The sequence below is a fragment of the Telmatospirillum siberiense genome (genome assembly GCF_002845745.1).
Lineage (GTDB): Bacteria > Pseudomonadota > Alphaproteobacteria > Rhodospirillales > Magnetospirillaceae > Telmatospirillum > Telmatospirillum siberiense.
The window spans coordinates 310,455-336,323 of record NZ_PIUM01000002.1 but is presented as its reverse complement, the minus strand read 5'-3'; the positions used below and the strand labels follow the sequence as shown (position 1 = coordinate 336,323).

Sequence of the window (25,869 nt, the reverse complement as noted above, 5' to 3'; positions counted from 1 at the left end):
CCGTCAGATTTTCACCACAATTCAATTAGTTGGCCCACTAGACCGTCACCGCCATGTCACGACAGGCAAATCCAGCAACTTGACGGGACCGATGGAAAGCACCCGGTTTTGGATCGTCACCGGCATGCTCAAGGTCTTTTCCCCATCCTTTCCCGGTTTCATCAGCAATCCAAAGGCCAATTTCACCATCCCCGCGTCCTGCCCCCGGATCACGCCGCCGCGGACCAGGGCGTCGATGGCCGCGAACAGGCCACGGATATCGCAGGTGCTGGCCAGCATCGGCTGCATGTCCGAATCAAGCGCCAGAGTCCCCTTGCCGGACAAGGCCAGCGGCGGCCAGTCGACCGACAGGGCATCGATTTCCAGCGTGCCGCCGTCGTCGCGCCAGGCGGCCAAGGCCTGCGCCGGCGATCCCCCCGGCACGCTCCCCTGCAAACGGCTGTCCAGCCGGATGGCGGGCAGCCGGGTCCCGAACAACAGACGCGGGTCGTCGGGCAGGACCAGGTCTTCCAGAAGGATATGGGATTCCCAGCTCGTCATGGTGTGCTCGATCCTGCCCGAGGCCTGCCGGCGCACGTCGACGGACAGGCGTCCCAGACGGCTATCCGCCAGCGCGACGGCCGCCAGCCGGATCGAGGCCCCGACCAGCCCATGGTCATCGAACTGCAGATCGGCCGAGGCGGCATCGGCGGAAAAACCGATGGGATCCCGTCCCTTCGGGGTAAGGACATGCCGGCCCGCCCCCTCGATGCGGGGATGACGGGGATCGAAAAGCGGCAGGACGACGCTCAGCGGCGGCCCTTGCCATTGATTTCCGGAAGGATCCTCGACGGCGGGAGCCTCCACCGTCAGGGCGACGCGCCATGGAAAGCCTCCCGTCGTCACCGAACCGGTGCGGATCTTCCAGCCGACGGATCCCTGCTCGTCCACCCAGCGGGCGAGCTCACCCTGCAGCGTGGTCGTCAGATAATGCCACCAGAAGCCATAGGCACCGGCCAGGACGACCAAAAGGCCGCAACCGATGAGAAAAAAACGGATGGCCCGGGATGCGGCGGGCCGACGCTGGGGGTCGGACATGAAAAGCCTTGCGTTGGGCGGAATGTCCCCCCTTTTAAACGCATAGACCGCACGCAAGGCAAATGCGAAATACGTTCCTTCCGGTCCTGGTAACCGGCCGGAAAGAAATGAATGCCACTTTAGGGGTCCGATCCGGACGCTTGCCCGCCGAGCGTCCGGATCAGTTGACCCACCAACTCATTGCATGAGTGACGAAAACGCGCGACATCGGGACGGTGATTCGAGACATGGACGGCAGTTTCTGGGTTTTCGCCTATGGCTCCCTCATCTGGCAGCCCGGCTTCGAGTTCGCCGAGGTCCGCAAGGCGACATTAAGCGGATGGCACCGCGCCATGTGCATCCTGTCCACCCATTACCGCGGCTCCGCCGAGACGCCCGGTCTGGTGCTGGGTCTCGATCACGGCGGATCATGCCGGGGATTGGCCTATCGCATCGCCGAGGACAAGGTCGAAAGCGTGCGCGGCTATCTGCAAGAGCGGGAAATGGTCAGCGGGGTCTATGTGCCGAAATTCATCCGGCTTCGCCTGCAAGACGGACGGGACGTCCGGGGATATGTCTTCGTCGCACGCCGCGACCACAAGCAATACGCGGGATCGCTGCCCCCCGAGAGGGCCGCGCAGTTGATTCATCAGGGTCGCGGAAGCACCGGATCCAGCCGGGATTATCTGGCCAGCACCGTGGCGCATCTCGACCGTCTCGGGCTGCATGACAAGGCGCTCCGCCGCCTCCTCGATCTGGTCGACGGCGGGAGGAATCCCGTTCAGGCGGTGCGGTAGCGCACCGTGGCGCCACGCTCGATGGCGGCGGCGATCAGACGATCGATCTCCAGGCGGTGACGGATCAGTTCCAGCACGCGCAGTTTTTCCTGGTTCATTTCGCCATCGGCCACCGCGACCTCGCAGGCCAGGGCATAGGCTGTCTCGCGCAGACGCGGAGGCAGGACCGACTTGATCAGATCGAAAGCCTTGTCCAGACCGTCGTCGAGATCGAGCATTTCGGCGCAGGCCTCCGAGGTCTTGGGCAGCAAAGCCGGGTCATAGTCGCGGAATGCCGGGAGATAGCCGACGATTTCACCGATCGCCCGCAATTCGGCGTCGGACATGTCGCGGTCGGCCGCCGAGACGAGGACCATGGTGTAGATCAAAGCTGCGTGGTGGCTGACCATTTTCGCTGAATGCTCCCCTGGGGACGCCCGCGTTTGCCGTTTCGGAACGCTTCGTTGCCGCAGATCATACAGGAAGCCTTTGCGGAAAGTAACGGCCCGCGAGCCTCATTCCATCGGCTTCCCGCCAGACCCGGGTATGAATCGTGGGTAGAATGGCCAATCACACCATTTACGGCAATCAACATAGAGCTCTGGCATCCAGGCGCGGTCTTCCACTAAAGTGTCATCATATGAGTTCGGATTTTTCTGTTCAGACTTCCTTCCCAAACAGCGAAAGGGACATCGTGCCGGAAAGCTACGGCGAGGTGACGGATTGCGCCGGTTCCAAACGACCTTTTTCGCTGGAGGATCTGGCCGAGGCCATCCAATCGGACACCGGCTCGGCGGAAGATCTGCGTCTGCAAAAGGAATGGCTGACCACGCTGATCGACGCCCTTCCCGATATCGTCTGCTTCAAGGACGCCAACAACCGCTGCCTGGTGGCCAATCGTTTCTACCTGGATCTGTTCCGCCTGGACTCCAACGACTACGTCAACCGCACCGCGCAGGAGCTCAGCCGGCAATCGCCGTTCTACGAACGCTTCATGACCACATGCGGAACCACGGACGAACAGGCCTGGAACGACAGGCGGCCCATTTCCTTCGAACAGACCATTCCCCTGCTGGAAGGCGGCGAGAAGATCTTCGATATCCAGAAGGTACCGCTGTTCAACGGCGACGGCGGCCGCAAGGGATTGGTCATGATCGGCCGCGATGTCACCGAACGCAAGCTGGCGGCGGCACGCATCCACCATCTGGCCCATCACGACAGCCTGACCAGCCTGCCCAACCGCGTCCTGTTCCAGGAGCGCATGCGCGATGCGCTGGCCCAGGCGCGCCGCAGCGGCTGCATGATGGCCCTGCTGCTGCTCGATCTCGATAAATTCAAGGAAGTAAACGACACGCTGGGCCATCCCGTCGGCGATCTGCTGTTGCGCGCTGTGGCCAAGCGGCTGCTCAGTTGCGTCCGGGAAACCGATACGGTGGCCCGTTTGGGCGGCGATGAGTTCGCCGTCCTGCTGACCAATCTATCCGATGCCGATGGCGCCAGCACGGTGGCGGAAACCATCATCCGCAACATCGCCGAACCCTTCGGCCTCGACGACAACGAGGTGGTCAGCGGCGTCAGCGCCGGCATCACGATTTTTCCCGACGACGGGCCGGATGCCCAGGATCTTCTGAAGAACGCCGATCTGGCGCTCTACCGGTCGAAGAACGAAGGCCGGGGGCGCTATCACTTCTATGTCGCCGAGATGGACCAGGAGGTTCAAAACCGCAAGGCCATCGAGCGCGACCTGCGCCATGCGCTGGCCACCGATCAATTGTGCCTGCACTACCAGCCGCTGGTCGATCTGGAAAACGGCGCCATCCTGGGCGCCGAGGCGCTGGTCCGCTGGTTCCATCCCGAGCGCGGATCGATCCCGCCCAGTATTTTCATTCCGGTCGCCGAGCGCAGCGAACTGATCTTCCGGCTGGGCCGCTGGGTATTGCTGCGCGCCTGCATGCAGATCCAGACCTGGCACAGCCAAGGCCTGCCGCCCTTACAAATCTCGGTCAATCTGTCACCCGCGCAGTTCCGACATCCCGACCTGCTGGACACCATCCGCAGCATCATCGAGCAGACAGGCGTCGACCCGGCGCAACTACAGCTCGAGATCACCGAAACCATCGCCATGACCAATTTCGATTATTCGGTGCAGGTTCTGCGGGAAATGCGCGACATGGGCCTGAGCATCGCCATCGACGATTTCGGAACCGGCTATTCGTCCCTCAATTACCTGCGTCATTTTCCGGTCGACAAACTGAAGATCGACCGCAGCTTCGTCGTCGATTTCGATCATCATCCCGGCAACGACGCCATCGTCCGCGCCATCGTCAACCTGGGTCACGGCATCGGCGCCAAGGTCAATGTCGAAGGAATCGAAACCGCCGAGCAGTTGTCCTTCATGCGCGACCTGGCCTGCGACGAATGCCAGGGCTTCTATTTCAGCCGCGCCCTGCCGGCCGAGGAGTACGCCCGCCTGGTCACCCTGGCCGACCCCTGGGTTCAGGACGGGCCAAAATGATGAAAATCGCCGGCTAACCCGTCCGCCACGGCGACACGAAGACTTCCTATAAAACCCGGCCATTCCGTGGCAGCGTCGAAAAAGCACCACCCGACGAGGCGCACAACATCATCTGCGCCTGTCCCGTATTCCTCTGTACGTCTTTGGCACAAGGGCCCGGTATGGACTACACCTTCGGGAGCAGCCTAATTACCCTCGGGATGATCCGTCGCAATCGGTCAAAGGGAAGCACAGATTGGGATGGAAGGCGGGGATAACACCCGAGAAGTACTGAAAACCCAAGGCGACGGCCACGGGTCTTCCCCGTGGCCGATTCTTCCTTCCAGATCAGGCGGCGGCCCCCATGGCGGCGAGATCGCCCTCGACGGTGCCGATGGCCATCACGTTGAAATTGTCGACCAGCACCTTCAGGATGGCCGGGGTGACGAAGGCCGGCAGCTTGGGCCCGATACGGATGTTGCGCACGCCCAGGTGCAGCAGGGCCAGCAGAACGGTGACCGCCTTCTGCTCGTACCAGGACAGGACGAGGGAAAGCGGCAGTTCGTTCAGGCCGACACCGAAAGCCTCGGCCAGGGCCCCCGCCACCTTGATCGCCGAGTAGGCGTCGTTGCATTGGCCCATGTCCAGGAGACGCGGCAATCCTCCGATGTTCCCCTCCACCCGGTCGATGACCCGGAACTTTCCACACCCCAGCGTCAGCACGGCCCAATCCTTGGGGGCTGCGGCGGCCAGATCGGAGTAATAGCTGCGGCCCGCCGTCGCGGCATCGCAGCCGCCGATCAACAGGAAATGCTTGAGAGCGCCGCTTTTCACGGCGGCGACCACGTCGCCGGCCACGGACGTAACCGCATGATGACCGAAACCGACCGTGTGACGGCGATCCGGCGAGGCTTCCTGGAAGCCCGGAGCGGCCAGCGCGGCGGCGATCACCGCGTCGAACTTATGGTCGGGGGCATGCAAGATATCGGGCGAGGCCACGACGCCGCTGGTGAAGAGACGCCCCGAATAAGCCTCGCGCGGGGGCATCAGACAGTTGGTGGTCATCAGGATGGCCCCGGGGAAGGCGGCGAAATCGCGCTGCTGATCCTGCCAGGCGCCCCCGAAATGGCCGACCAGATGGGAATGTTTTTTCAGTTCGGGATATCCATGCGCCGGCAGCATCTCCCCGTGAGTATAGACATTGATGCCGCGCCCGGCCGTCTGCTCCAGCAAACTCGCCAGATCCCGCAGATCGTGCCCAGACACCAGGATCGCCTTGCCCGGCTTGTGGCCCATCAGGACGGATGTGGGCTCGGGATTGCCCATGGCGCCGGTATTCGCCTCGTCGAGCAGGGCCAGCACCGCCAGCGACGCCTCGCCGCAGCGCAGGTTGAGGGCCAGCAACTGGTCCATCGCGACGACCGGCTTGGCCAAGGCCTCCAGCGCTTCGTGGATGAAGCTGTTCACCTGGGCCGAATGACGGCCGAGAATCCGCGCATGATGCGCATAGGCGGCCATGCCCTTGATCCCGTATGTCAGCAGTTCCTGCAACCCGACGACATCGACACCGGCATTTTGACGCCGCGCGTCGATGCCGATTTCCGCCGCTTCCACCAGCAACGCCTGGCGATCGGTAGAGCCTTCGGCCAGCGCCGGTCCGAACAGGGCGTTCCGCAGGCCCGCCCGCCCCACCGCGTCACGGGATTCGGCCAGCAGACGGTTCGCCTCGCCAATCAGGGATTCCAGACTATCGGCGTCGAAGTTGACGTTGGTCACCGTGGTGAACAGCGCGTTCTCGACGAACGCATCGAGGGCGACCAATGGATGGCCGGCCCTGGCCAGGGCGAGGGCACAGACCGAAAGACCCATCGCCCTGCGCAGCAAAACGTCCTGAAGAGCGGCGACCTCTGCCGTCTTCCCGCAGGTGCCGCGATCGACGCAACCGGTACCATGCGCCGTCTGTTCACATTGATAGCAAAACATCTCGAACCCCTGTCTTAAACCATAATGGTCAAATGGATAATCCAGGGGGGTGACCACCGGCCTTGACGATGGTCAAACGCAAATCCGCCGCCTTCTCGCAAAAAAAGCGAAAAGGGATTGCCAAGGGCGGCTCTTTGTCACATCGTGCAAACCTGTCTTACAGGTTTGCACGATGGAAGGTTGCCATGAAGATCACCGGTGTCGAGACCTGGCATTGCCGCCGCGATCTGTCTCTATTTCCCGAAAGCCGGGCGGGTGGCAACATGCCCTGGGACGTCGTGGTGCTGCGGCTGAACACCGATAGCGGCCTGTCCGGCCTCGCCTCGGCTTTGGCGGCGCGTTCCGGCAAAGTGACCGAAGCCTATATCCATGACAACATCGCCCCGGTGGTGCTGGGCAGGGATGTCACGGAAAGAGAGCGTATCTGGCACGATCTCTGGACGCTCGATCGCCATCTGACCTTCTTTCCGGTCTATCTGCCCGGCCCCATCGACGTCGCCCTCTGGGATCTCGCGGCCAAGGCCGCAGGCTTGCCGCTGTTTCGCTATCTGGGCGCCTACCGCGACCGGCTGCCGGCCTATGCCAGCGGATTGTTCCATGAAACGACCGACGAATATGTCTCCGAGGCGCGGGCCTATCAGCGTCGCGGTATCCCCGGCTACAAGGTCCACGGCCCGGGGCCCTGGCGCCGGGACATGGAGGTCCACCGCGCCGTCCGCGACGCGGTCGGGCCGGACATGCTGCTGTTCGCCGATCCCGTCGGCGAATATAGCCTGGACCAGGCGATCCGCGTCGGCCGCGATCTCGAACGGCTTGGCTATGAATGGTTCGAGGAACCCTTCCGCGATTTCGAGCTCTATAAATACCAGGCCCTGTGCAGTTCCCTCGACATCGCCGTGGCGGCCACCGAAACCACTCGCGGCGGCCCCTGGGGCGTCGCGCAGGCCATCGCCCAGCGGGCGGCGGACATCGTCCGCGCCGACGTTTCATGGAAGGCGGGAATCACCGGAACCATGAAGATCGCCCATCTGGCGGAAGCCTTCGGCCTCAACTGTGAGATCCACACCACCACCATGGCCTTCATGGACGTGGCGAACCTTCACGTCTCCTGCGCGATCCGCAATTGCGAATTCTTCGAGCTGTTCGTGCCCGAGGAAGCGTTCCAGTTTCCCATGCTGGGCGCCCTGCCGATCGACGGGCACGGCGACGCCAGAGTGCCGGAAGCTCCCGGTCTGGGGGTGGAACTCGACTGGGCCGCCATCGACGGGCTGTGCGTGTCGCACAGGGAAAGCGTCACTCGGGCCTGAGGGCGGGGAGGCGATAATTTCGCCCCGCGCCCTATCCGGCGTCGACCGGCAGCGGCGGCGCCTCGACGGGACGACTGCCGAACATCACGCGGACGGCGTTGTCGAAATGCTGGGCCATCGCCTGGCTGGCGGCCACGGAATCGCCGGCGGCGACCGCCGCCAGGATTCCTTCGTGCAATTGCTGGACGCGGCTCAGTTCCGGCGTTTCCGACCAACGCTCGATACCGATCAGCATGGAGGTCTCGAAGATCTGCCGGCAGGCCTCGATCAACATCAGATAGAGGGGATTGTCGGCCGCCTCGGCCAAGGCGAGATGAAACCGCATATCGAGTTCCGTGTAATCCTTGATTTTGTCGAGCTTACCGGACATCCGCTCGACGATCGCCGTCAATTCCCCGACCATTTTCTCCGAACGCCGTTCGGCGGCCAGACCGGCCATCGAGATTTCGATGCCGCGGCGCATTTCCATCACATGCCAGACATCGGCCTGTCCGGTCAGCACGGCGTTTTCGATGACGCTTTGCAAAACGGCGCCATCCAGCGCGCTGACCTGGGCCCGCTTGCCCATCGCCATTTCGATCAGCCCGGTGGCGGCCAGGGTCCGCAAGGCCTCGCGCACGATGGGGCGGCTGATACCCAGCGTGCTGCAGATCTTCGCCTCGCTCGGCAGGCGCGCCCCCGGACGCAGCCCCTCGGCCGCGATATGCTCGCGCAGATAGGAAACGACCCGGTTGGCCAGGGTCTCGCTGTTTTCCCGCCGCGGCACGGATAACTCCCCGCGTCGCGGTTTCGGTTGTTCGGTCACGGACAATACACCTTCGTAAAACTTGCCGGGTCTCATCCCACCTCAAAAAGGTGCGACCTGCAAGCGCACCCCGCAATGAAAACTTGTCTGACAGGATTGAATCGGGCACACTTCAAACCTGTCATACAGGTTTGGTGCGCATGCTCTAGGGAGGAGAAATGTCGAACGCCAACAATCCAACGGCGCCGGGGATCATCGCCACGGTCACCGAAAAGGTCGGCCATTACCGATGGACGATCTGCGCCCTCTTATTCTTCGCCACCACCATCAACTACATGGACCGCCAGGTCCTGGGCCTGCTGAAACCGCTCTTGATGAAGGACCTGGGCTGGACCGAGACCGACTTCGGCGACATCGTCGCCGTCTTCTCCTTCATGTACGCCCTGGGCTACGCCGGCATGGGACGCTTCATGGACAAGGTCGGGGTGAAGATCGGCCTGCCCATCGCCGTGGCCGGCTGGAGCCTGTGCGCCTGCCTGCACGGACTGATGAGCAGCGTGCTGGGCTTCAAGATCATGCGCGGCGGCCTCGGCATCACCGAGGGCGGCAACTTCCCGGCGTCGATCAAGACCATCGCGGAATGGTTTCCCGCCAAGGAACGCGCCCTGGCCACCGGCATCTTCAACGCCGGCAGCAATATCGGCGCGGTGGTGACGCCGATCATCCTGCCCTTCATCGTGATGGCCTTCGGCTGGCAACTCGCCTTCGTCGTGGTAGGGGCCACCGGTTTCGTCTGGGTGATCTGCTGGATGGTTCTCTATGAACACCCCGAAAAGCAGAAACGGCTGAAGGAGCGGGAACTCGCCTACATCCGCAGCGATCCCATTGTTCCGACGCAGCGCGTGCCCTGGCTGTCCCTGTTCGCCTATCGCGGCACCTGGGCCTTCGTCGCCGGCATGCTGATGGTCAATTCGGTCTGGTGGTTCTATCTGAACTGGGTTCCCGGCTATCTCAACAAGCAGTTCGGCATCAATATGATGGCCGCCATGGCGCCACTGGTCACCATCTACGCCTTCGCCGACATCGGCAGCGTGGGCGGCGGCTGGTTGTCGTCCCACCTGATCAAGCGCGGCATGCGGACCCTGAAGGCCCGGCAGATCGCCCTGCTGATCATGGCGCTTTGCGTCGTCCCCGTGGCCATGGTCTCGCAGGTTTCCTCCATGTGGGCGGCGGTCCTGCTGATCAGCCTGGCCGCGGCGGCCCACCAGGGATTCGCCGCCAATCTCTACACCATCGTCTCGGACACCGTGCCAGCCAACGCCGTCAGTTCGGTGGTCGGGCTCGGCGGCTTCGCGGGCGGCATCATGGGCATGTTCATGGCCCTGGCCATCGGCCGCATCCTGGACGCGACCAACGGAAATTACATGGTCCTCTTCGTTGCCGCCTCGGTGATCTATCCGTCCACCGTGCTGGTGATGCATCTCATTTTGCCGAAACGCGGCAAGACCGCGGCCGGCATCGACGTTTAAGCAAGGGGGGAGGAAAAGACGTGGGTAAAGCTATGACCGACGCGGAGCTGTTCGACGTCGTCCGCCGCGAACTCTACACACCCGTGGTGGGCGACATCCTCGACGATCTCGGCCTTTTTCATCAATTCCTGCCGCAGGCCATCCAACCCCTGCGGGAAGAGATGAAACTGGTCGGGCGCGCCATGCCGGTGGTCATGATCGACGTGTTCGGCCGTCAGGCCGAACCCTTCGGCAAACTGACCGAGGCTCTCGACCAGTTGCATCCCGGTGAGATCTATCTGGCCAGTGGCGGAGACATGCGCTGCGCCTACTGGGGCGAGATCCTCACCGCCACCGCCAAGCATCGCGGCGCCGCCGGCGCCGTGGTGAACGGCTTCCATCGTGACACGCCGATGGTCCTCGAACAGAATTGGCCGGTGTTCAGCCGTGGACGGTTCGCGCAGGACTCCTCGGTCCGCACCAAGGTCGTCGACTATCGTTGTCCGATCGAAATCGGCGGCGTCTGGGTGGAACCGGGCGATCTGCTGTTCGGCGACCTGGACGGCGTCCTGGTCGTTCCGGCACGGCATGAGGCCGACGTGATCGAACGGGCCCTGGCCAAGGCGCGGGGCGAAAAGACCGTGCGCAAGGAGATCGAGGCGGGCATGTCCAGCACCGACGCCTTCCGCAAATACGGTATCCTCTGAAATCACCAGGGACGGAGACATGACGGCCATCTGTTTCAGGATCCACCCCCAGGACAATGTAGCCACGCTGCTGTCCGACGCCCCGCCCGGCGACGTGCCGGTTTGGGGCGGCGGGGAGGCGACCACGGTAAGGCTGACCGAAGCCGTCGAGCTTGGCCACAAGGTGGCCCTGGCGGATATCCCGGCCGGGAAAACCATCGTCAAATTCGGCGTGCCGATCGGAACCGCCTGCCGGGACATCGCCCGGGGCGCCTGGGTTCATCTGCACAACTGCCGCAGCAATTTCGACACGCGTTCAAGCACCCTCGATCCGCATTCGGGGGCCGCCACGGATATGAAATATGAATGACCTTCCGCTGTGGAGCGGCTTTCAACGGGCCGACGGCCGCAAGGGCATCCGCAATCTCGTGCTGGTGGTCTACACCGTCGAATGCGCGAGCCACGTCGCCCACGCCATCGCTCAGGGAGAAACCGATACCCATGTCATCGGCTTTCCCGGTTGCTATGACAATCAATACGCCATCCGCCTGATCCTGTCCCTCGCCCGTCATCCCAACGTCGGAGCGGTCCTCGCCGTCGGATTGGGCTGCGAATATACGCAGGCCGAGAAGATCGCCGGGATGACCGGGAAAAGCGGGCGTCCCGCCGCCTGGTTCACCATTCAGGAAAACGGCGGCACGCGAAGTTCCATCGAAAAAGGCAAACGGATCGTCGGCGATTTGCGCCGGCGGATCGAACGGGAGACACCCCGCGTCCCCATGGGATTGGCCGATTTGACCGTCGGTTGCGAATGCGGCGGTTCCGACGGCACCAGCGGATTGGTCGGCAATCCCGTGGTCGGAGCCTTCTTCGATCGTCTGGTCGATGCCGGCGGCACGGCGATCTTTGAGGAAATCGTCGAGATGATCGGCCTCAAGGAGATCATCCTTGACCGCGCCGCCACGCCGGAGGCCCGCGAACAGTTGGAGAGCGCCTATGAAAAGGCGGTGCGCTATTGCCGGCAGGTCCGCCAATATTCGGTCTCGCCAGGGAATTTCGCCGGTGGCCTCACCACCATCGAGGAAAAAAGCATGGGGGCCTTCGCCAAGAGCGGATCGCGCCCCATCCAGGGCGTGATCAAGGTCGGACAGCGCCCCCCCTTCCCCGGCTTATGGATCATGGACAGCGTGCCGGACGACCATTTCATGATGTTCGGCTACACCAATCCCAACGATACCGAAGGGTTAATGGATCTGATCAGCGGCGGCAGCCAACTGGTGCTGTTCGTCACCGGACGGGGCAGCGTCATCGGCTCTCCGGTCTCGCCGCTCATCAAGGTCACCGGCAACAGCCGGACCTTCCAACGCATGGCCGAGGACATGGACTTCGACGCCGGCCGCGTCCTGGCCGGCGAGTTGAGCCTGGAGGCGGCGGCAGACGAACTGGGTAAGCTGATCGCCGTCACTGCCTCGGGCCGCCCCAGCAAGCCGGAGGCGCTGGGCCACCGGGAATATTTCGTCATGTACAAGCATCAAGACACGCCAACAATCGAACAGGGTTGCAGATTATGACCAAGGATTCCGCGACGACCGTCTTTCGCCTCGATGGAGAGGTGGCTTTGATCACCGGAGGAGGCAGCGGACTGGGCCTGGCCATGGCCCACTGCCTGGCCAAGGCGGGAGCCAAGGTCGTCATCGTCGGCCGCCGCGAGGCCGTGTTGCGCGATGCCTGCATCGAAATCGGACCGGCGGCCAGCTACGAGGTGGCCGACATCACGGATTTTCCGTCCGTCGAGGCCCTGGTCGGCCGGATCGCCAAGCAGGTCGGACCGATCTCCATCCTGATCAACAATGCCGGCATCCATCTGAAAAAGGCGGCGGTGGACACCACGGTCGAGGCCTTCGGCGCCCTGATGAACACCCATGTCCTGGCCGCCCACAATCTGACGCGCCATGTCCTACCTGCGATGATCGAAGCGAAGCACGGCAGCATCCTGTTCACCGCCTCGATGACCTCGATCATCGGCATGCCCCTGGTCATCGCCTATTCGGCGGCCAAGTCCGCCTATCTCGGCATGGTGCGCGGCCTGTCGGCGGAAGTCGCCGAACATAATGTCCGGGTCAACGCCATCGCCCCCGGCTGGATCGAATCGCCGATGTTGCGCAAGGCGCTCGACGGCGACGAGAAGCGCAGCAACAAGATCCTTTCGCGGACGCCGATGGGGCGCTTCGGCGAACCCGACGATATCGGGTGGGCCGCCGTTTATCTCTGCTCCCCCGCCGCACGTTTCGTCACCGGCGTCCTGCTGCCCGTCGACGGCGGCGCCTCGCAAGGGTTTTAGACCATGACAGCGCTCACGCTTCATCCCGACCGGCTGTTTCCGGCCGACCCGGCATCGCGCGACGCCGCGCGCACGCTTTATAAGTCCATCGCCGGGCTGCCGATCGTCAGCCCGCATGGTCACACCAATCCCGCCTGGTTTGCCGATAACGAGCCATTCCCCGACCCGGCCAGCCTGTTCATCGTGCCAGACCACTATGTCTTCCGCATGCTCTACAGCCAGGGCGTGCCGATGGAGGAGTTGGGCGTGCCCCGCATCGACGGCGGCCCGCTGGAAATGGATAAACGCAAGATCTGGCGCCGGTTCGCCGAAAATATTCATCTGCTGCGCGGCACGCCGTCGCGCATGTGGCTCGACCACGCCTTCCACGAGGTCCTGGGCATCGAGGAACGCCTGAGCGCCGCCAATGCGGACAAGATCTACGACCATATCGCCGAACGCCTGGAACGGCCGGAATTTCGGCCGCGCGCCCTTTACGAGCGCTTCAACATCGAGGTGATGGCCACCACCGAATCGCCGCTCGACGATTTGCGCCATCACAGGAAGATCAAGGCCAGCGGCTGGAAGGGCCGGGTGGTCACCGCCTATCGCCCCGACCCCGTGGTCGATCCCGATTACCCCAACTTCGTCGGCAATCTGGCCGAACTGGGCAGGATCACCGGCAAGGACACCAAGAGCTGGACCGGCTATCTCGACGCCCTCTTCGAGAGGCGCCGCTATTTCATCGAGAACGGCGGCTGCACCTCGACCGACCACGGCCATCCGACGGCCTTCACCGCCGATTTGTCGAAGACCGGGGCGGAGGCTTTGTTCGCCCGCGTCTCCAAGGGCAACGCCAGTGCCGAGGACGCCGAACTGTTCCGCGGCCAGATGCTGACCGAAATGGCCCGTATGAGCCTGGAGGACGGCCTGACCATGCAGATCCATCCGGGCGCCTGGCGCAGCTACAACCCGACGGTGAAGCGTGCCTTCGGCGAGGCCAAGGGCGACGACATCCCGATGCGGACCGATTATGTCCACGCCCTGAAGCCGCTGCTCGACCGTTTCGGCAACGAGCGCCGGCTCACCATCATCCTCTTCACCCTGGACGAGACCAGCTATTCCCGGGAACTCGCCCCGCTGGCCGGTCACTTCCCGGCCCTCAAGCTGGGTCCGTCCTGGTGGTTCCACGACAGCCCGGAAGGCATGCGGCGTTTCCGCGAGCAGGTCACCGAGACCGCCGGCTTCTACAACACCGTCGGCTTCAACGACGACACCCGGGCCTTCCTGTCGATCCCGGCCCGCCATGATGTGGCCCGGCGCATCGATTGCGGCTTCCTGGGCCGTCTGGTGGCCGAACACCGCCTGGATAAGGACGAGGCATTGGAGGTCGCCCAGGATCTGGCCTACCGCCTGGTCAAGGCCGCCTACAAACTTTAGAGTCGGAGGGGTCTTGGGAAAAAAGTTCTTTTTTCAACATGTTAGATGGGGGTGAGGTGACGGGAACCGGGCCGTCCGGCGACCGGGTTCCGACCAGCCCCCATCGGCCGAGCGCCGCGGCGAGTTGGATTCGCGAATAGGGTTTGGGAAGATAGTCATCCATGCCGGCACGCAGGCAGGTCTCGCGATCACCGGAGGAGGCATTGGCGGTAAGCGCGATGATCGGGACATGCCGATCGCCTCCCGCCTCCATGCGGCGAATTTCCGCGGTTGCCTGGAATCCGTCCATTTCCGGCATCTGGCAGTCCATCAGCACGATGTCGAAAACACCCGAGCCGCACAGGGAAACGGCCTCCCCTCCATTCCCGGCGACGGTCACCACGAGACCGAGGCTGTTCAGCAAAGCCTTCGCCAGAAGCTGGTTCACCTCATTGTCCTCGGCGAGCAGCACATGTCCGGACAACGTCGGACAGTCGTCGGGACGGGTCGCGGGAAGGGTCGTCGGCGGAAGGGCGGCCGACGAAACGCCCTCGCCACGGTCAAGGGTGAGGGAAACACGGAAGGTCGAACCGATGCCAAGCCCGCTTTCCACCGTCAGGGTTCCGTCCATCAATTGAACCAAATGGCGGCAAATGGCCAGCCCCAGGCCCGTTCCCCCGAATTTGCGGGTTGAGGATGCGTCTTCCTGCACGAAGGGTTCGAAAACGTGGCTTACCGCCTCCGCCGCGATGCCGACCCCGGTATCGGAGACGGAAAGATCGAAGGAAATCCGTCCGGGATCCGCGGCCTTCATATCCAGACGAAGGGAAATCCGTCCCCGCTCGGTGAATTTCACGGCGTTGTTGAGCAGATTGACGACGATCTGGCGCAGGCGCAGGGGATCGCCCCGAACGATGGGTGGCGCCCCCGACGGCAGGACGACCGTCAACTCCACTCCCTTGGTCCGCGCCGCCGGCACGAACAAGGCGCCGCAATCTTCGATCAGGGCATTGAGATCAAATTCGGAAATGTCCAGTTCGACGCGCCGGGATTCGATCTTCGAATAGTCGAGAATTTCGTTGATGATACCAAGCAGGTGACGGCCCGATTTATCAAGCGTATCGACATAGAAACGCTGCTGCGGATCGAGAGCAGTTCTGGTCAGCATTTCAGCCATGCCCAGCAATCCGTTCATCGGAGTCCTGATCTCGTGGCTCATGGTGGCCAGAAACTCGCTCTTGGCGCGGTTGCCGGCCTCCGCCGCCTCCGCCGCTGCAAGGGCCGCCAGCGGCAGGCGACGCACCGGACTCCAGATCAACCAGGCGGCGCCCAGGCTTCCCAGGAACACCGCGAAACCGATCATGATCTGCGGAAAAATGGAAACCGCGGCCTCGATCCGGCCGACGGGACGGCCGAAGTCATGCAACGGCCGGGACTTCAGCACCATGTCCCAGCTTAAGGATGGACCGTCGGTGAAAATGACTTTTCCGTCATTGCCCAGGACCCGGTAATATTGCTCGGGCACGGCGTAAATCGCATGGCCGGCACTCAGCCGTTGCGGATTCATCTGCCAATAATCGGGTTGCTGGGCGATGACCTGCTCCAAGGCGAGAACCTGGAGGCGGAGACTCGTATCCAGGGAATGGGCCGCCCCGTCATAGACCGCCAAACCATAAATGGTCGTCGGCACCCAAAGGATCATCACCGCCAGAAAGGTCGTCAGCAGCGAAATGCGTCTCGCCATGGCGCCATAACTGGCGATCATCATCGACCGACCGGCAGATAGTCGTAGCGCGCCAACAGCGACGACGCCTTGTCGGAACGCAGAAAATCGGCGAATTGCCGCGCTGGCCGGCTGGGCTCCTTCGGCAGGACGACCCAAAGCGTCTTGCGCCAGGGATAGGATCCGTCCTTCAGAGACTGGACGGACGGCGTCACGCCGTTGATTGGGAATGCGCTCACCGGGACCCCGACGGAGCGCAACAATCCCAGCGACGTCCCCCCCAAGGCGTTCGGCGTGCGGGCGATAAGCTCGACCGCTTCCAGATCGTCCATGGCGATCACCATGCCGGGCCGTTGCGCCGAGTCACGGACCGCCTTGTCCATGTCCGACGACATCCCCGCCAGCATGCGCGCCTCGCTGTCGTCGAGCGTGCGCAGCACAAGCCGGATCGGCGCCCCCGAATCCCAATTCGCCAGGCTGCCCTGATAAACGGCCGCCAGTTCCGTGATGGTAAAGCCGCTTCCATGCCGTCCGTTCGGCGAGGCCAACACGAAGGGCGTCGCGGCCCATTCGAAAACCGACCCGAAAACGGCATTTTCCTCGGGTTTCAATGGGCGCGCCACGACGGTCATGTCGATGCGCCCCTCCGCCAGGGCCTTCAACCCGCCCCCGGATCCCAGCGGCGGGGAGACCAAATTAAGGGCCGCGTCCGGGTTGTCCTGATGGAAAGCGTCGAACAGCGTCCGCACGATCGGAGTGGCGGACCCCGTCCCCCCGATCGTCACAGTGTCGGCTCGAACGGGAAAGCCTGCCCCGCAGGCCATGAGGCCCCCGATCACCCAGCTCAGAAATGCGCGACCGATCATGGTACCCCCCACTTTGACGTGAAACCGCGAAGGGCCTGGGCCGCAAGCGGAACTCAGCCCGATGGATTGAGAATTCTACCCTGGATTGATGTTGTCCGTCACGAGTCCCTGAGAACATGGAGTGGTTATTCTGTCCCAAGTCCTTAGGCTCTGGGACGAAACAATCGCTCCAGAGCCTAAGGGTTCATATGATGCCTGCGCCTCCGGCTTCGGCCAAGCTCAGGCGCGCTCGGGCTTAAGGGCTTGGAGCGATAATTTCGCCCCAAGCCCTTAGCCTGCGGATTTGGCGTCTCCGCTCAATTCGACGTGAATCGGGACCGCCTTGCCGTCGCGGTCCTCCCCGAAGTAAAGCGTGGTCGACGGATAGGGAAGGGAAATATCCAACTCGTCGAAGCGCTTCTTGACGCGGCGATTGAACTCGCGTCCGACCGCCCATTGCTTGCCGGGCTGGGTCTTGAACCGCCCGCTGATGATCACCGCCGATTCGGCGAGCTTGTCGATGCCGAACACCTCGATCGGATCGATGATCTGTGCGCCGATTTCGGGATCGGCATGCATCTCCTCGCCCAATTTCTGGATCACCGCGATCACCGCGTCGGTGTCTTCCCGGTAGGACACGCCGATCTCGAAGACGTGATAGCCGAAATCGCGGCTCAGGTTGGTCACGCTGGCCACGCTGCTGAACGGCAGGGTATGGACCTGGCCATTGCCCGCCCTGAGCCGCATGGTGCGGATGGTCATGCCCTCGACGGTTCCCAAATGCTCGCCGATCTTGACGAGATCCCCGACGGCGATGGTGTTCTCGAACAGGATGAAGGCGCCGGTGATCACGTCCTGCACCAGCTTTTGCGAACCGAAGCCGATGGCCACGCCCACCACCCCGGCACCGGCCAGCAGGGGCGCCGTATTGATCCCCAGTTCGGAAAGCACGATCAGGGCCACCACGACGATCAGCACGACCATCACCACGTTGCGAAACAGCGGCAGCAGCGTACGCACGCGGGCGCTACGCTCGACTGCCCGGCCGTTGCTTCCATTCCCCGCCAGATAGCGCTCGATCGCGGCGTTGACCACCTCCCACAGAATGAGGGCGCCGACCAGCACGGCGACGATCGATACCGTGCTGGAAAGCAACCGCCGTCCGAGATCCGAACTGAGCCAGGCCAGGGTGTTCGCCCCCCAGGCCTGGGCAAGAGCCAACAGGGTCAGGATGGAGACGACCACCCGCACCATGTTGTGCATGATGGCCAGATAACGGTTGGCGCGGTCCTCGAGCTGGGGAAACTGGGCCCGGAGATCCTCGCTGATGGAAAAGGCCCGCTCGACCAGCCGCGCCAGGGCGCCGACCAGCAGATTGGCTGCGATCAGGATCACCAAGGTCAGCGCCGACGCCTCGACGATGAACTCGAAACCGCCCTTGACCTGCAAAGCCCAGATGGCGAACGAGGCGATGATGTAAAGACTGGCCAGGACATGCCAGATGTCGGCCAGACGGTCCCGCAGGGCCTGGATCTTGCCCGACAGAGCGGTACGGGTCCCACGGCTGCGGATCCAGGCTCCGACGGATTGACGCAATTGCAGAACCAGGATGACCAGCAGCGTCGCTACCACCAAACCCAGAATTTTAAGCGAGAAGTTGTAGCCGCTTTTCGGCAGGCCGAGCAATTTCAACGCCTGGATCAAAAAATAGCCCCAGACCCCGGTGAAGGTCAGACGGCGCGCCCAGATGAACAGGTAGGTCGCCGTCTCGTCATCGAACGGCGCCAGCCGGATCGAAGCGCTTCCCGGCATCAGGATGGCCTGGACCAGGACCAGGCTGAAACGCACCAGGACATAGGCCATGACGATCATGATCATCGCCTGACGGGCATCGCCCGCCTGCGCCAACAGGGGAATCGACTGCAGGACGTAAGCGGCCAGGATGAAGGCGGCGATGGGCAGCAAATCCAACGAGGCGCGGCCGAAGACGAGGGGAATGCGCAGCCAGCGGTTGGCTATCCGATGATTTTCCAGCCACCGGCGGGGATGCGACAGCGCCAGCCTGGCCAGCCATTCGGCGACGAATCCTCCGCAGGAGATGGCGGCCAGCTTCATCAGGACATCGGCCCATTGGGCGCGCAGGCGCGGATCGCCGACCTGACGGCTCATCCAATTGACCATGTGCCCCACGTCGGCCAGCGCCGTCGCCGCCGCCAGCACATCGTCGCTGATGTCCTGGATTTTCTCGGAGATCAGACCCAGCAGCCCCGGGTCCTCGTCCTGCCCGGCCTTGTCGGCGGCGACCAGCAGCTTGAGATTGGCCACCAGACGCTGCCGGCTTTGCGGATCCTCGATCACCGAGACCAGGTGATCGACATCGGCCTTGTTCACCGCCGCCGGCTGGTCGCTTCCCCCGGTCTGGCCGTTGGCCGCGAAAACTCCAGGGGCCGACAGACATTGCCAACCGATCAGAAGCGTGGCGAGGGCGAGGATGGAGAAAAATCGACGGATCACTTGTACGCAAAGACGGGCCATGGCAAACCGTTAAACCTTAAGTGTTCTCTCTTCGGGGGTTTAGCCTCAAATAAAGGCGATCCCACGTCCATTGCAAGGAACAATGGCTCATGTCCGTCACCATCTACCACAACCCGAAATGCGGCAAGTCGCGCGATACCTTGAAATTGATCGAGGCGAAAGGCATCCATCCGACCGTCGTCGAATATCTGAAGACCCCGCCCACGGCGGCCGAACTGAAACGGATTCTGGGATGGCTGGGCCTTTCCGCCAAGGAGGTTCTGCGCCGCAAGGAAGCTGCCGAGAACGGCGTCGATCCCGGCCTGCCGGAAGACGATCTGGTCGCGGCGATGGTCGCCCATCCGATCGTCATCGAACGTCCCATCGTCGTCGCCGACGGCCGCGCGCGGGTGGGTCGGCCGCCCGAGAAGGTGCTGGAAATCCTCTAGAATTCCACGACGACGCCCCCGCTCCGCTTCCGGCGGGAGAAGCGCGGTCCGGATTGACGGCCTGTCGCAGTTGTGTCCGGACGCGCGCTAACGATTGACAGGCCCTCCGCCCCCGACTAACACCAAGCGGAAGCTTTGTCTTCGAGATCCTATTTTCATCCGAGGCCCACAATGCCCGCCCTGACAAAATTCATCGTGTTGCCGGCCGCCGTTTTTCTCCTGGCCGCCGCTTCGGCGCAAGCCAGTGATACAGGCGATATCGCGCGCCGCTACAATCTGTCGGTTCCCATCGTCGAAACGGTGTTGAAGAACATCGATAGTTTCTTCGCCTCGGCCGATGCCCCCGAGAATCGGATGACCAGCGGCCTGCTCAAGGATCTGGCCCTGAAGACGGTGAAAGCGCATATGAGCCGCCTTGAGGAGGAAACTCCCGGCAAGGCGACGGAAAACGTCGCGGAAGAGAAGAACGCAACCTACAAGGTGACGGTGCGCACCACGCGTCACGAGGCCACCGAGACGGCGGAATGTGTCGAGGCCAACGCCACCGCCAGCGGTGCCGAAGGCGTGCCCGTGGTCAAGGACGGAGCCTTCGCCTTCGACAGCGTCCATCCGAAGAACACGTCCTTTTCCTGGAAGATGTCGTTTTGCCGCACGCCGACAAACGGCGGCTCCGACTTCACCGACTGGCAGTTGCGCTAGCCTGTGGTCCAAACCCAGGCGCTTGGTGTCCAGGCGTCTGGGTAAGTTGGCAATTGGCCGGATGCGCCTCGTCCTTTTGATGGTTCCGGTGCGCTCCGGCTTTTGATCAACCACCAAGGCACCAAGACACCAAGGTGGCGGTGTGTGCCACTGGCATTTTCCCGTCCTGTCATCGGCTGTCGGCCGAATGCCTGCGGCGCAGGTTGGCCGCCACCGGATGGTCCGAAAGACGCCTTGGTGCCTTGGTGGTTCAAAATATCCGGGGTGCCTTTCTGGCCATTGAGAAACCAGAGGCAACGGGACGAAGAGCCCGCGATAACGGCGCCACCTTATTCCTCGTCCGGGCCACCCAACTCAAGAAGGGTTTGCGCCGTTCCGGCCGGCAGCTCGGCCACCGAGCGCAGCTTGCGGTCGATGGCGCGTTTGCGCACGGAAATATGGGTGATGCTGTCCGATGCCTCGGTCAGCTTCTTCTGCACCTTGTCCAGCACCTCGCCATATTTGCCAAACTCGGTCTTCACCGCCCCCAGAATTTCCCAGACCGCGCTCGACTGCTTCTGGATGGCCAGCGTCTTGAACCCCATCTGCAAACTGTTCAGCAGGGCGCCCAGGGTGGTCGGGCCGCAGACATTGACCCGATAATCCTGCTGCAATTGCTCGGTCAGGCCCGGCCGGCGCAATACCTCGGCGTAGAGCCCCTCGGTCGGCAGGAAGAGGATGGCGAAGTCGGTGGTCCGCGGCGGATTGATGTATTTGGTCCGAATATCCTTGGCGAAGCTTCTGACCCGCAATTCCAAGGCCTTCGAGGCCATCTCGATGCCGTCGACGTCGGCACGGTCGGCGGCGTCGCGCAGACGCTCGTAATCCTCCTGCGGGAACTTGGCGTCGATGGGCAGCAGAACCTCGCCCTCTCCCTCGCCCTTGCCGGGCAGGCGGACGACGTAATCGACCCGTTCGGCCGATCCTTCCTTGCAGATGCCGTTGGCGGCATATTGCTCGCTGGTCAGCACCTGTTCGAGCAGATTGCCCAGTTGCACCTCGCCCCAGGTTCCGCGGGTCTTCACATTGGTCAGGACCTTTTTCAGATCGCCGACGCCGTTGGCCAGGCTTTGCATCTCGCCCAAGCCCTTGTGCACCAGCTCCAGGCGTTCGGAAACCAGCTTGAAGGATTCGCCCAGCCGTTTTTCCAGCGTGCCCTGCAGCTTTTCATCGACCGTCTGGCGCATCTGTTCCAGGCGGGCGGAATTGTCTTCCTGCAACTTCGTCAGACGCTGTTCGACGGTGGCGCGCAACGCCTCCTGCCGCTGTTCGTTGACCTTGGTCATTTCACCGATCTGACGGGAAAAGGCCTCAAGCCGTTGTTCCAGGGTCCGGGTCAGCCGCGCCATCTGGGCGCCAAAGGCGTCCAGGGTGCCTTTCTGCAGCTCCGACAGCCCCTTCAGCGTCACCGCCACCTCCTCGCGCAAGCCGCGCGCCGCCTGGGTCTGTTCCTCGCGGCCGGCGGCCATCTCGTCGCGCAGTCGCCGTTCCAGCCGTTCCAGGCTGTCCAGCAGACGCGCCGTGCCGTCGTCGCCCCGGCGGGCCAGCAACAGGGCCAGAACCAGCAGGACCAGGGCGGACAGCGCCATATTGGCGTAGGGGATCCAATCCATCGTAACGCCACTCACGACCTAGTCTCGGCGAATACCGGCAAGCGGACGAGAATCATTTGTTCCCCCTTTGATCTTCTCGGCCATCATGTACGCCGCACCCCGGGAAGCGTCAAATCTTTCCGCCGGGGCAATCGGGTGAACCCGCTTGCCCCGTTTTAAATTCTTAGCCCCTCACGCGCCGGGCGGCGGACATCCGTCCGCCTCGGGCTTCCTTCGCTAAAGCTTCGGGAATCGCGCCAACGCGACGAGAATCATTCTCGAAAAAAGCAACTCGCGCGCGGTCACCCGATTAGCCGGATCTTTCCGCCCAAGGCTCTGTTCCCCGCCCCGTCCCTCGGGCATAGTGCCGCGATGAATTACCGCCACGCTTATCACGCCGGCAATTTCGCCGACGTCGTCAAACATGCCGCCCTGGCCCTGGTCATCGAACATTTGCGCAAGAAGGATACCCCCTTCAGCGTCATCGACACCCATGCCGGCACCGGATGCTACGATCTCCTGGGAACGGAAGCCGGAAAGACCGGAGAATATCAGGACGGCATCGCCCGGTTGCTGGACGGCCCCGCCCTGCCCGCCCTGTTCGACGGCTATCTCTCCGCCGTGCGCGCGGTCAATCCGGATTGGCCGCGTCTGCGTTTCTATCCGGGATCCCCCCGCATCGCCCGCTCGTTGCTGCGTCCCGGCGACCGCCTCGCCCTGGTGGAATTGCATCCCGAGGACGCCCGCGCCCTGAAACGCGAATTCGCCGGCGACGGCCAGGTCGGGGTCCATGCCGGCGACGCCTACACCGCCTTGAAAGCGCTGTTGCCGCCGAAGGAACGCCGGGGTCTGGTGCTGATCGACCCGCCATTCGAGGTGACGGACGAATTCCAGCGCATCGCCAGGGGACTGGGACAGGCCTTGCGGCGCTGGCCGACGGGCATCTATGGAATTTGGTATCCGATCAAGGCGCCCGAACCGGTCGAACGCTTCCTGGGCGAAATCGCCACCTTCGGGCGTCCCTGCTTCACCGTCGAACTCTTCCGCACGCCGCCGGACGATCCGTCGCGCCTGAACGGCAGCGGCCTGTTGCTGATCAACCCGCCATGGAAGCTGGACGAAAGCCTCGACGGCCTGCTGCCGGTCCTGGCCGATCGCCTGGATGCCTCCGGTCCCAGCGGTGTGCGCTGGCTGGTCGCCGACAAGTGACGGTTTTTGATCGTCACGCCGCTTTTGCCATGGGGGCAAGTCTTCAGGAGACACGCAAGCGCGTCTCCTGAAGACTTGCGGGTCAGCCCTTCACGGCAAGCAATTCGACATCAAAGATCAGCGTGGCGTTCGGGGGAATGACGCCGCCCGCGCCGCGCGCCCCATAGCCCAGTTGCGGGGGAATGATCAGCGTGCGCTTGCCGCCGACCTTCATGGTGGCGACACCCTCGTCCCAGCCGCGAATCACATGTCCCTGACCGATGGGAAACTCGAACGGTTCACCGCGATCGAGCGAACTGTCGAATTTCTTGCCCTTGACGCCGCCCTGGTAGAGCCAGCCAGTATAGTGCATGACGCAGGTCTGGCCCGGCTTGGGCGTCGCCCCCGTTCCCACCTGGATGTCGGTGATCTGCAGACCCGAAGATGTGGTCATGGTTTTCTCCTGTGCCTGAACGGCAAGCGGGGCAGTGGCGATGAAAAGGCCGATCGCCCAAGCGGCGACGAGAGCCATCGCCGTACGGACGCCTGCCGGTGAAAAGAAGCGCATAGTGTCGTCTCCCTGAAAGCCGGCACATTAACACCCGGGTCGGACGATTGCGACGCCCCGGACGATTATCCTGATGCCCACCCACCCTCTTTCCGATAGAACAGCGCTTCTCGCCCCACCCCAGCCGCTTCGAGCGGCAGGATTTGCATCGTGATTGACTTCAAACGCCTGCTAACCCGCCGCGACCGCACCGCCGCAATGCCCTTCATCATGCTGACGGTGTTGATCGACCTGCTGTCGATCGGCCTGATCATTCCGGTGCTGCCGGCTCTGGTCGGCAGTTTCACCGGATCGCAGGCCGACCAGGCATTCTGGTATGGCGTGGTTACCTTCGCCTTCGGTTTCGCCAATTTCTTCGGCTCGCCCATTCTGGGCGCGCTTTCCGATGCCTACGGTCGGCGACCGTTGCTTTTGCTGGGCTTTTGCGGGCTCGGCCTGACGTTTTTCGCGACCGCCTACGCCACCGCCTTGTGGATGCTGATCGCCGTCAGGCTGATCGGCGGCGCGATGCAGGCCAACGCCGCCGTCGCCAATGCCTATGTCGCCGATATCTCGCTCCCCGAGGAACGCGCCAAGCGCTTCGGGATGCTGGGCGCCATGTTCGGCGTCGGCTTCATCGTCGGGCCGGTGATGGGCGGGCTTCTGGGTGCGGTCAATCTGCAGCTTCCGTTCCTGGTGGCGGGCATCGTCACACTGATCAATTTTCTCTACGGCTTCTTCCTGCTGCCCGAATCGCTGCCCGCCGACCGCCGTCGGCCTTTCCGTTTGAAATATGCCAATCCATTCACCTCGCTTCGCGCACTGACGCGGCTGCACGGCGTCGGCCGGTTGGTCGCTGTTCTCGCTTTCAACGGATTGGCGCAATTCGCGCTTTATACCTGCTGGGTTCTCTATACGACCTTCAAGTTCGGCTGGGGACCTAAGGAAAACGGCTGGTCGCTGGCCGCCGTCGGCATCATGTCGGTGATCGTCCAGGGATTTCTGCTGGGACGACTGCTCAAGCGTTACAGTCCGCGCCACCTCGCCATCGCCGGTCTGATCTCTTCGACCCTGGCCTACGCCGCCTGGGGCGCCGCCAGTCAGGGCTGGATGATGTATGCCGTGATCATGCTGAATGTCCTGGGCTACACGGTGACCGCCGCCTTGCAAAGCATCATCTCGGGGGCCGCCGAGGCGCACAACCAGGGCCAGACCATGGGCGCGGTGAGTTCCCTGAACAGCCTGATGGCCGTGCTCGCCCCGGCCTGCGGCGCGCCGCTGCTGGCCGCCGTCTCCCATTTACCGTCGGGCGACTGGCGAATCGGAGCGCCGCTTTATTTCTGCGCCCTGTTGCAGGCGGCCTCGCTGGCCTTGGCCTTCGTGCATTTCCGCGGTGAAAGCGAAAGTACCGCCGCGTCCAGTCAGGATCAGGCCCCGGAAGCCTGACCGTCAGACCCGACCGCGGCGACCTCCAGCAAGGCCAACAGGCCGGACAGCAAATTGAGAGGCGTGGGCGGGCATCCCGGAATCGTCAAATCGACCGGCAGCAGATGATGGACGCCGCCCAGCACGGCGTAGCCGCCGGCGAAGCAACCGCCGTCGGCGGCGCAATCGCCCATCGCCACCACCCATTTCGGTGACGGCATGGCGTCGTAGGTCCGCCGCAGGGCTTCGGCCATATTCCGGCTGACCGGGCCGGTCACCAGCAACACGTCGGCGTGACGGGGACTGGCGACGAAATGGATGCCGAACCGCTCCAAATCGTAGACCGGTCCGTTGACGGCCTGGATCTCCAGCTCGCAGCCGTTGCAGGATCCGGCGTCGACCTCGCGGATACGCAAGGAGCGGCCCAACCCCGCCCGGGCCCGCTCGCCAAGCGCCCGGCCCAATTGCTCGATGCCCAGGGGATCGGGCAGCGGCCCCTCGATGGTCCGGGGCCCTCTCAGCAGTTCACGGAACAGGAGGCGCGCCAGGCTCAT

At 63.2% G+C, this 25,869-nt stretch carries 23 protein-coding genes; 13 read left to right on the top strand and 10 right to left on the bottom strand.

Annotated features, from left to right (window positions below):
• Window positions 1–45: 45 nt before the first annotated feature.
• Window positions 46–1,077 (bottom strand): DUF2125 domain-containing protein, encoded by a 1,032-nt coding sequence (locus CWS72_RS03435; RefSeq protein ID WP_101249151.1) that lies wholly within the window; start codon window positions 1,075–1,077, stop codon window positions 46–48.
• Between the two features lie 227 nt (window positions 1,078–1,304).
• Between CWS72_RS03435 and CWS72_RS03430 the strand changes: the two genes are divergently transcribed.
• Window positions 1,305–1,853 (top strand): gamma-glutamylcyclotransferase, encoded by a 549-nt coding sequence (locus CWS72_RS03430; protein WP_101249150.1) that lies wholly within the window; start codon window positions 1,305–1,307, stop codon window positions 1,851–1,853.
• On the opposite strand, the gene CWS72_RS03425 is transcribed toward CWS72_RS03430, so the two are convergent.
• Entirely contained in the window at window positions 1,838–2,242 is a 405-nt protein-coding gene (locus CWS72_RS03425; protein WP_101249149.1) for a tellurite resistance TerB family protein, read from the bottom strand. The two genes, CWS72_RS03430 and CWS72_RS03425, sit on opposite strands and share 16 nt — an antisense overlap.
• A 284-nt stretch (window positions 2,243–2,526) precedes the next feature.
• Between CWS72_RS03425 and CWS72_RS03420 the strand changes: the two genes are divergently transcribed.
• Window positions 2,527–4,347 (top strand): EAL domain-containing protein, encoded by a 1,821-nt coding sequence (locus tag CWS72_RS03420; RefSeq protein WP_241911550.1) that lies wholly within the window; start codon window positions 2,527–2,529, stop codon window positions 4,345–4,347.
• 327 nt (window positions 4,348–4,674) lie between these two features.
• On the opposite strand, the gene hcp is transcribed toward CWS72_RS03420, so the two are convergent.
• Window positions 4,675–6,309, bottom strand: coding sequence for a hydroxylamine reductase (gene hcp, locus CWS72_RS03415; RefSeq protein ID WP_101249147.1), 1,635 nt, complete (start codon window positions 6,307–6,309; stop codon window positions 4,675–4,677).
• 185 nt (window positions 6,310–6,494) lie between these two features.
• Here hcp and CWS72_RS03410 point away from each other — a divergent pair, with 185 nt between their 5' ends.
• Complete coding sequence (locus tag CWS72_RS03410) at window positions 6,495–7,616, top strand: enolase C-terminal domain-like protein (protein WP_101249146.1); 1,122 nt, start codon at window positions 6,495–6,497, stop codon at window positions 7,614–7,616.
• A gap of 31 nt (window positions 7,617–7,647) precedes the next feature.
• On the opposite strand, the gene CWS72_RS03405 is transcribed toward CWS72_RS03410, so the two are convergent.
• Complete coding sequence (locus tag CWS72_RS03405; protein WP_158240488.1) at window positions 7,648–8,421, bottom strand: FadR/GntR family transcriptional regulator; 774 nt, start codon at window positions 8,419–8,421, stop codon at window positions 7,648–7,650.
• A 158-nt stretch (window positions 8,422–8,579) separates the two neighbouring features.
• Between CWS72_RS03405 and CWS72_RS03400 the strand changes: the two genes are divergently transcribed.
• Genes CWS72_RS03400 through uxaC form a run of 6 tightly spaced genes read left to right on the top strand, consistent with a single transcriptional unit; the run spans window position 8,580 to window position 14,315 of the window.
• On the top strand, window positions 8,580–9,890 hold the full coding sequence (locus CWS72_RS03400; protein ID WP_101249144.1) for an MFS transporter: 1,311 nt from the start codon (window positions 8,580–8,582) through the stop codon (window positions 9,888–9,890).
• 20 nt (window positions 9,891–9,910) lie between these two features.
• Window positions 9,911–10,576, top strand: coding sequence for an RraA family protein (locus tag CWS72_RS03395; RefSeq protein ID WP_199175527.1), 666 nt, complete (start codon window positions 9,911–9,913; stop codon window positions 10,574–10,576).
• A gap of 19 nt (window positions 10,577–10,595) precedes the next feature.
• Window positions 10,596–10,925, top strand: coding sequence for a UxaA family hydrolase (locus CWS72_RS03390; RefSeq protein ID WP_101249142.1), 330 nt, complete (start codon window positions 10,596–10,598; stop codon window positions 10,923–10,925).
• Window positions 10,918–12,126 carry a UxaA family hydrolase gene (locus CWS72_RS03385; protein ID WP_101249141.1) on the top strand — a complete coding sequence of 403 codons (1,209 nt, stop codon included), beginning with the start codon at window positions 10,918–10,920 and terminating at the stop codon, window positions 12,124–12,126. Before CWS72_RS03390 ends, CWS72_RS03385 begins: the two co-directional genes overlap by 8 nt.
• Window positions 12,123–12,896, top strand: coding sequence for an SDR family NAD(P)-dependent oxidoreductase (locus CWS72_RS03380; RefSeq protein WP_101249140.1), 774 nt, complete (start codon window positions 12,123–12,125; stop codon window positions 12,894–12,896). Before CWS72_RS03385 ends, CWS72_RS03380 begins: the two co-directional genes overlap by 4 nt.
• A gap of 3 nt (window positions 12,897–12,899) precedes the next feature.
• On the top strand, window positions 12,900–14,315 hold the full coding sequence (gene uxaC, locus CWS72_RS03375; protein ID WP_101249139.1) for a glucuronate isomerase: 1,416 nt from the start codon (window positions 12,900–12,902) through the stop codon (window positions 14,313–14,315).
• Here uxaC and CWS72_RS03370 read toward each other — a convergent pair.
• The 3 genes from CWS72_RS03370 to CWS72_RS03360 form a co-directional block, all read right to left on the bottom strand.
• Entirely contained in the window at window positions 14,293–16,062 is a 1,770-nt protein-coding gene (locus CWS72_RS03370) for an ATP-binding protein (protein ID WP_101249138.1), read from the bottom strand. The genes uxaC and CWS72_RS03370 overlap by 23 nt on opposite strands.
• Window positions 16,059–16,883, bottom strand: coding sequence for a PstS family phosphate ABC transporter substrate-binding protein (locus tag CWS72_RS03365; protein ID WP_101249137.1), 825 nt, complete (start codon window positions 16,881–16,883; stop codon window positions 16,059–16,061). Before CWS72_RS03365 ends, CWS72_RS03370 begins: the two co-directional genes overlap by 4 nt.
• A gap of 270 nt (window positions 16,884–17,153) precedes the next feature.
• Window positions 17,154–19,397 (bottom strand): mechanosensitive ion channel domain-containing protein, encoded by a 2,244-nt coding sequence (locus CWS72_RS03360; RefSeq protein ID WP_101249136.1) that lies wholly within the window; start codon window positions 19,395–19,397, stop codon window positions 17,154–17,156.
• A gap of 89 nt (window positions 19,398–19,486) precedes the next feature.
• Between CWS72_RS03360 and arsC the strand changes: the two genes are divergently transcribed.
• Window positions 19,487–19,825, top strand: a complete 339-nt coding sequence (arsC, locus tag CWS72_RS03355; RefSeq protein WP_101249135.1) for an arsenate reductase (glutaredoxin) — start codon at window positions 19,487–19,489, stop codon at window positions 19,823–19,825.
• Between the two features lie 171 nt (window positions 19,826–19,996).
• Window positions 19,997–20,524, top strand: a complete 528-nt coding sequence (locus CWS72_RS03350; RefSeq protein ID WP_101249134.1) for a hypothetical protein — start codon at window positions 19,997–19,999, stop codon at window positions 20,522–20,524.
• A gap of 329 nt (window positions 20,525–20,853) precedes the next feature.
• Here the strand turns inward: CWS72_RS03350 and CWS72_RS03345 are convergent, their stop codons facing one another.
• Complete coding sequence (locus tag CWS72_RS03345) at window positions 20,854–22,176, bottom strand: DNA recombination protein RmuC (RefSeq protein ID WP_101249133.1); 1,323 nt, start codon at window positions 22,174–22,176, stop codon at window positions 20,854–20,856.
• Between the two features lie 351 nt (window positions 22,177–22,527).
• Here CWS72_RS03345 and CWS72_RS03340 point away from each other — a divergent pair, with 351 nt between their 5' ends.
• A complete protein-coding gene (locus tag CWS72_RS03340) occupies window positions 22,528–23,364 on the top strand; it encodes a 23S rRNA (adenine(2030)-N(6))-methyltransferase RlmJ (protein WP_101249132.1) in 837 nt (278 codons plus the stop codon).
• Window positions 23,365–23,446: 82 nt separating this feature from the next.
• On the opposite strand, the gene CWS72_RS03335 is transcribed toward CWS72_RS03340, so the two are convergent.
• Window positions 23,447–23,911 carry an FKBP-type peptidyl-prolyl cis-trans isomerase gene (locus CWS72_RS03335; RefSeq protein ID WP_101249131.1) on the bottom strand — a complete coding sequence of 155 codons (465 nt, stop codon included), beginning with the start codon at window positions 23,909–23,911 and terminating at the stop codon, window positions 23,447–23,449.
• Window positions 23,912–24,061: 150 nt separating this feature from the next.
• Between CWS72_RS03335 and CWS72_RS03330 the strand changes: the two genes are divergently transcribed.
• Window positions 24,062–25,336 carry an MFS transporter gene (locus CWS72_RS03330; RefSeq protein WP_199175526.1) on the top strand — a complete coding sequence of 425 codons (1,275 nt, stop codon included), beginning with the start codon at window positions 24,062–24,064 and terminating at the stop codon, window positions 25,334–25,336.
• Here the strand turns inward: CWS72_RS03330 and CWS72_RS03325 are convergent.
• Window positions 25,318–25,869, bottom strand: coding sequence for an NADH-quinone oxidoreductase subunit B family protein (locus tag CWS72_RS03325; RefSeq protein ID WP_101249130.1), 552 nt, complete (start codon window positions 25,867–25,869; stop codon window positions 25,318–25,320). The two genes, CWS72_RS03330 and CWS72_RS03325, sit on opposite strands and share 19 nt — an antisense overlap.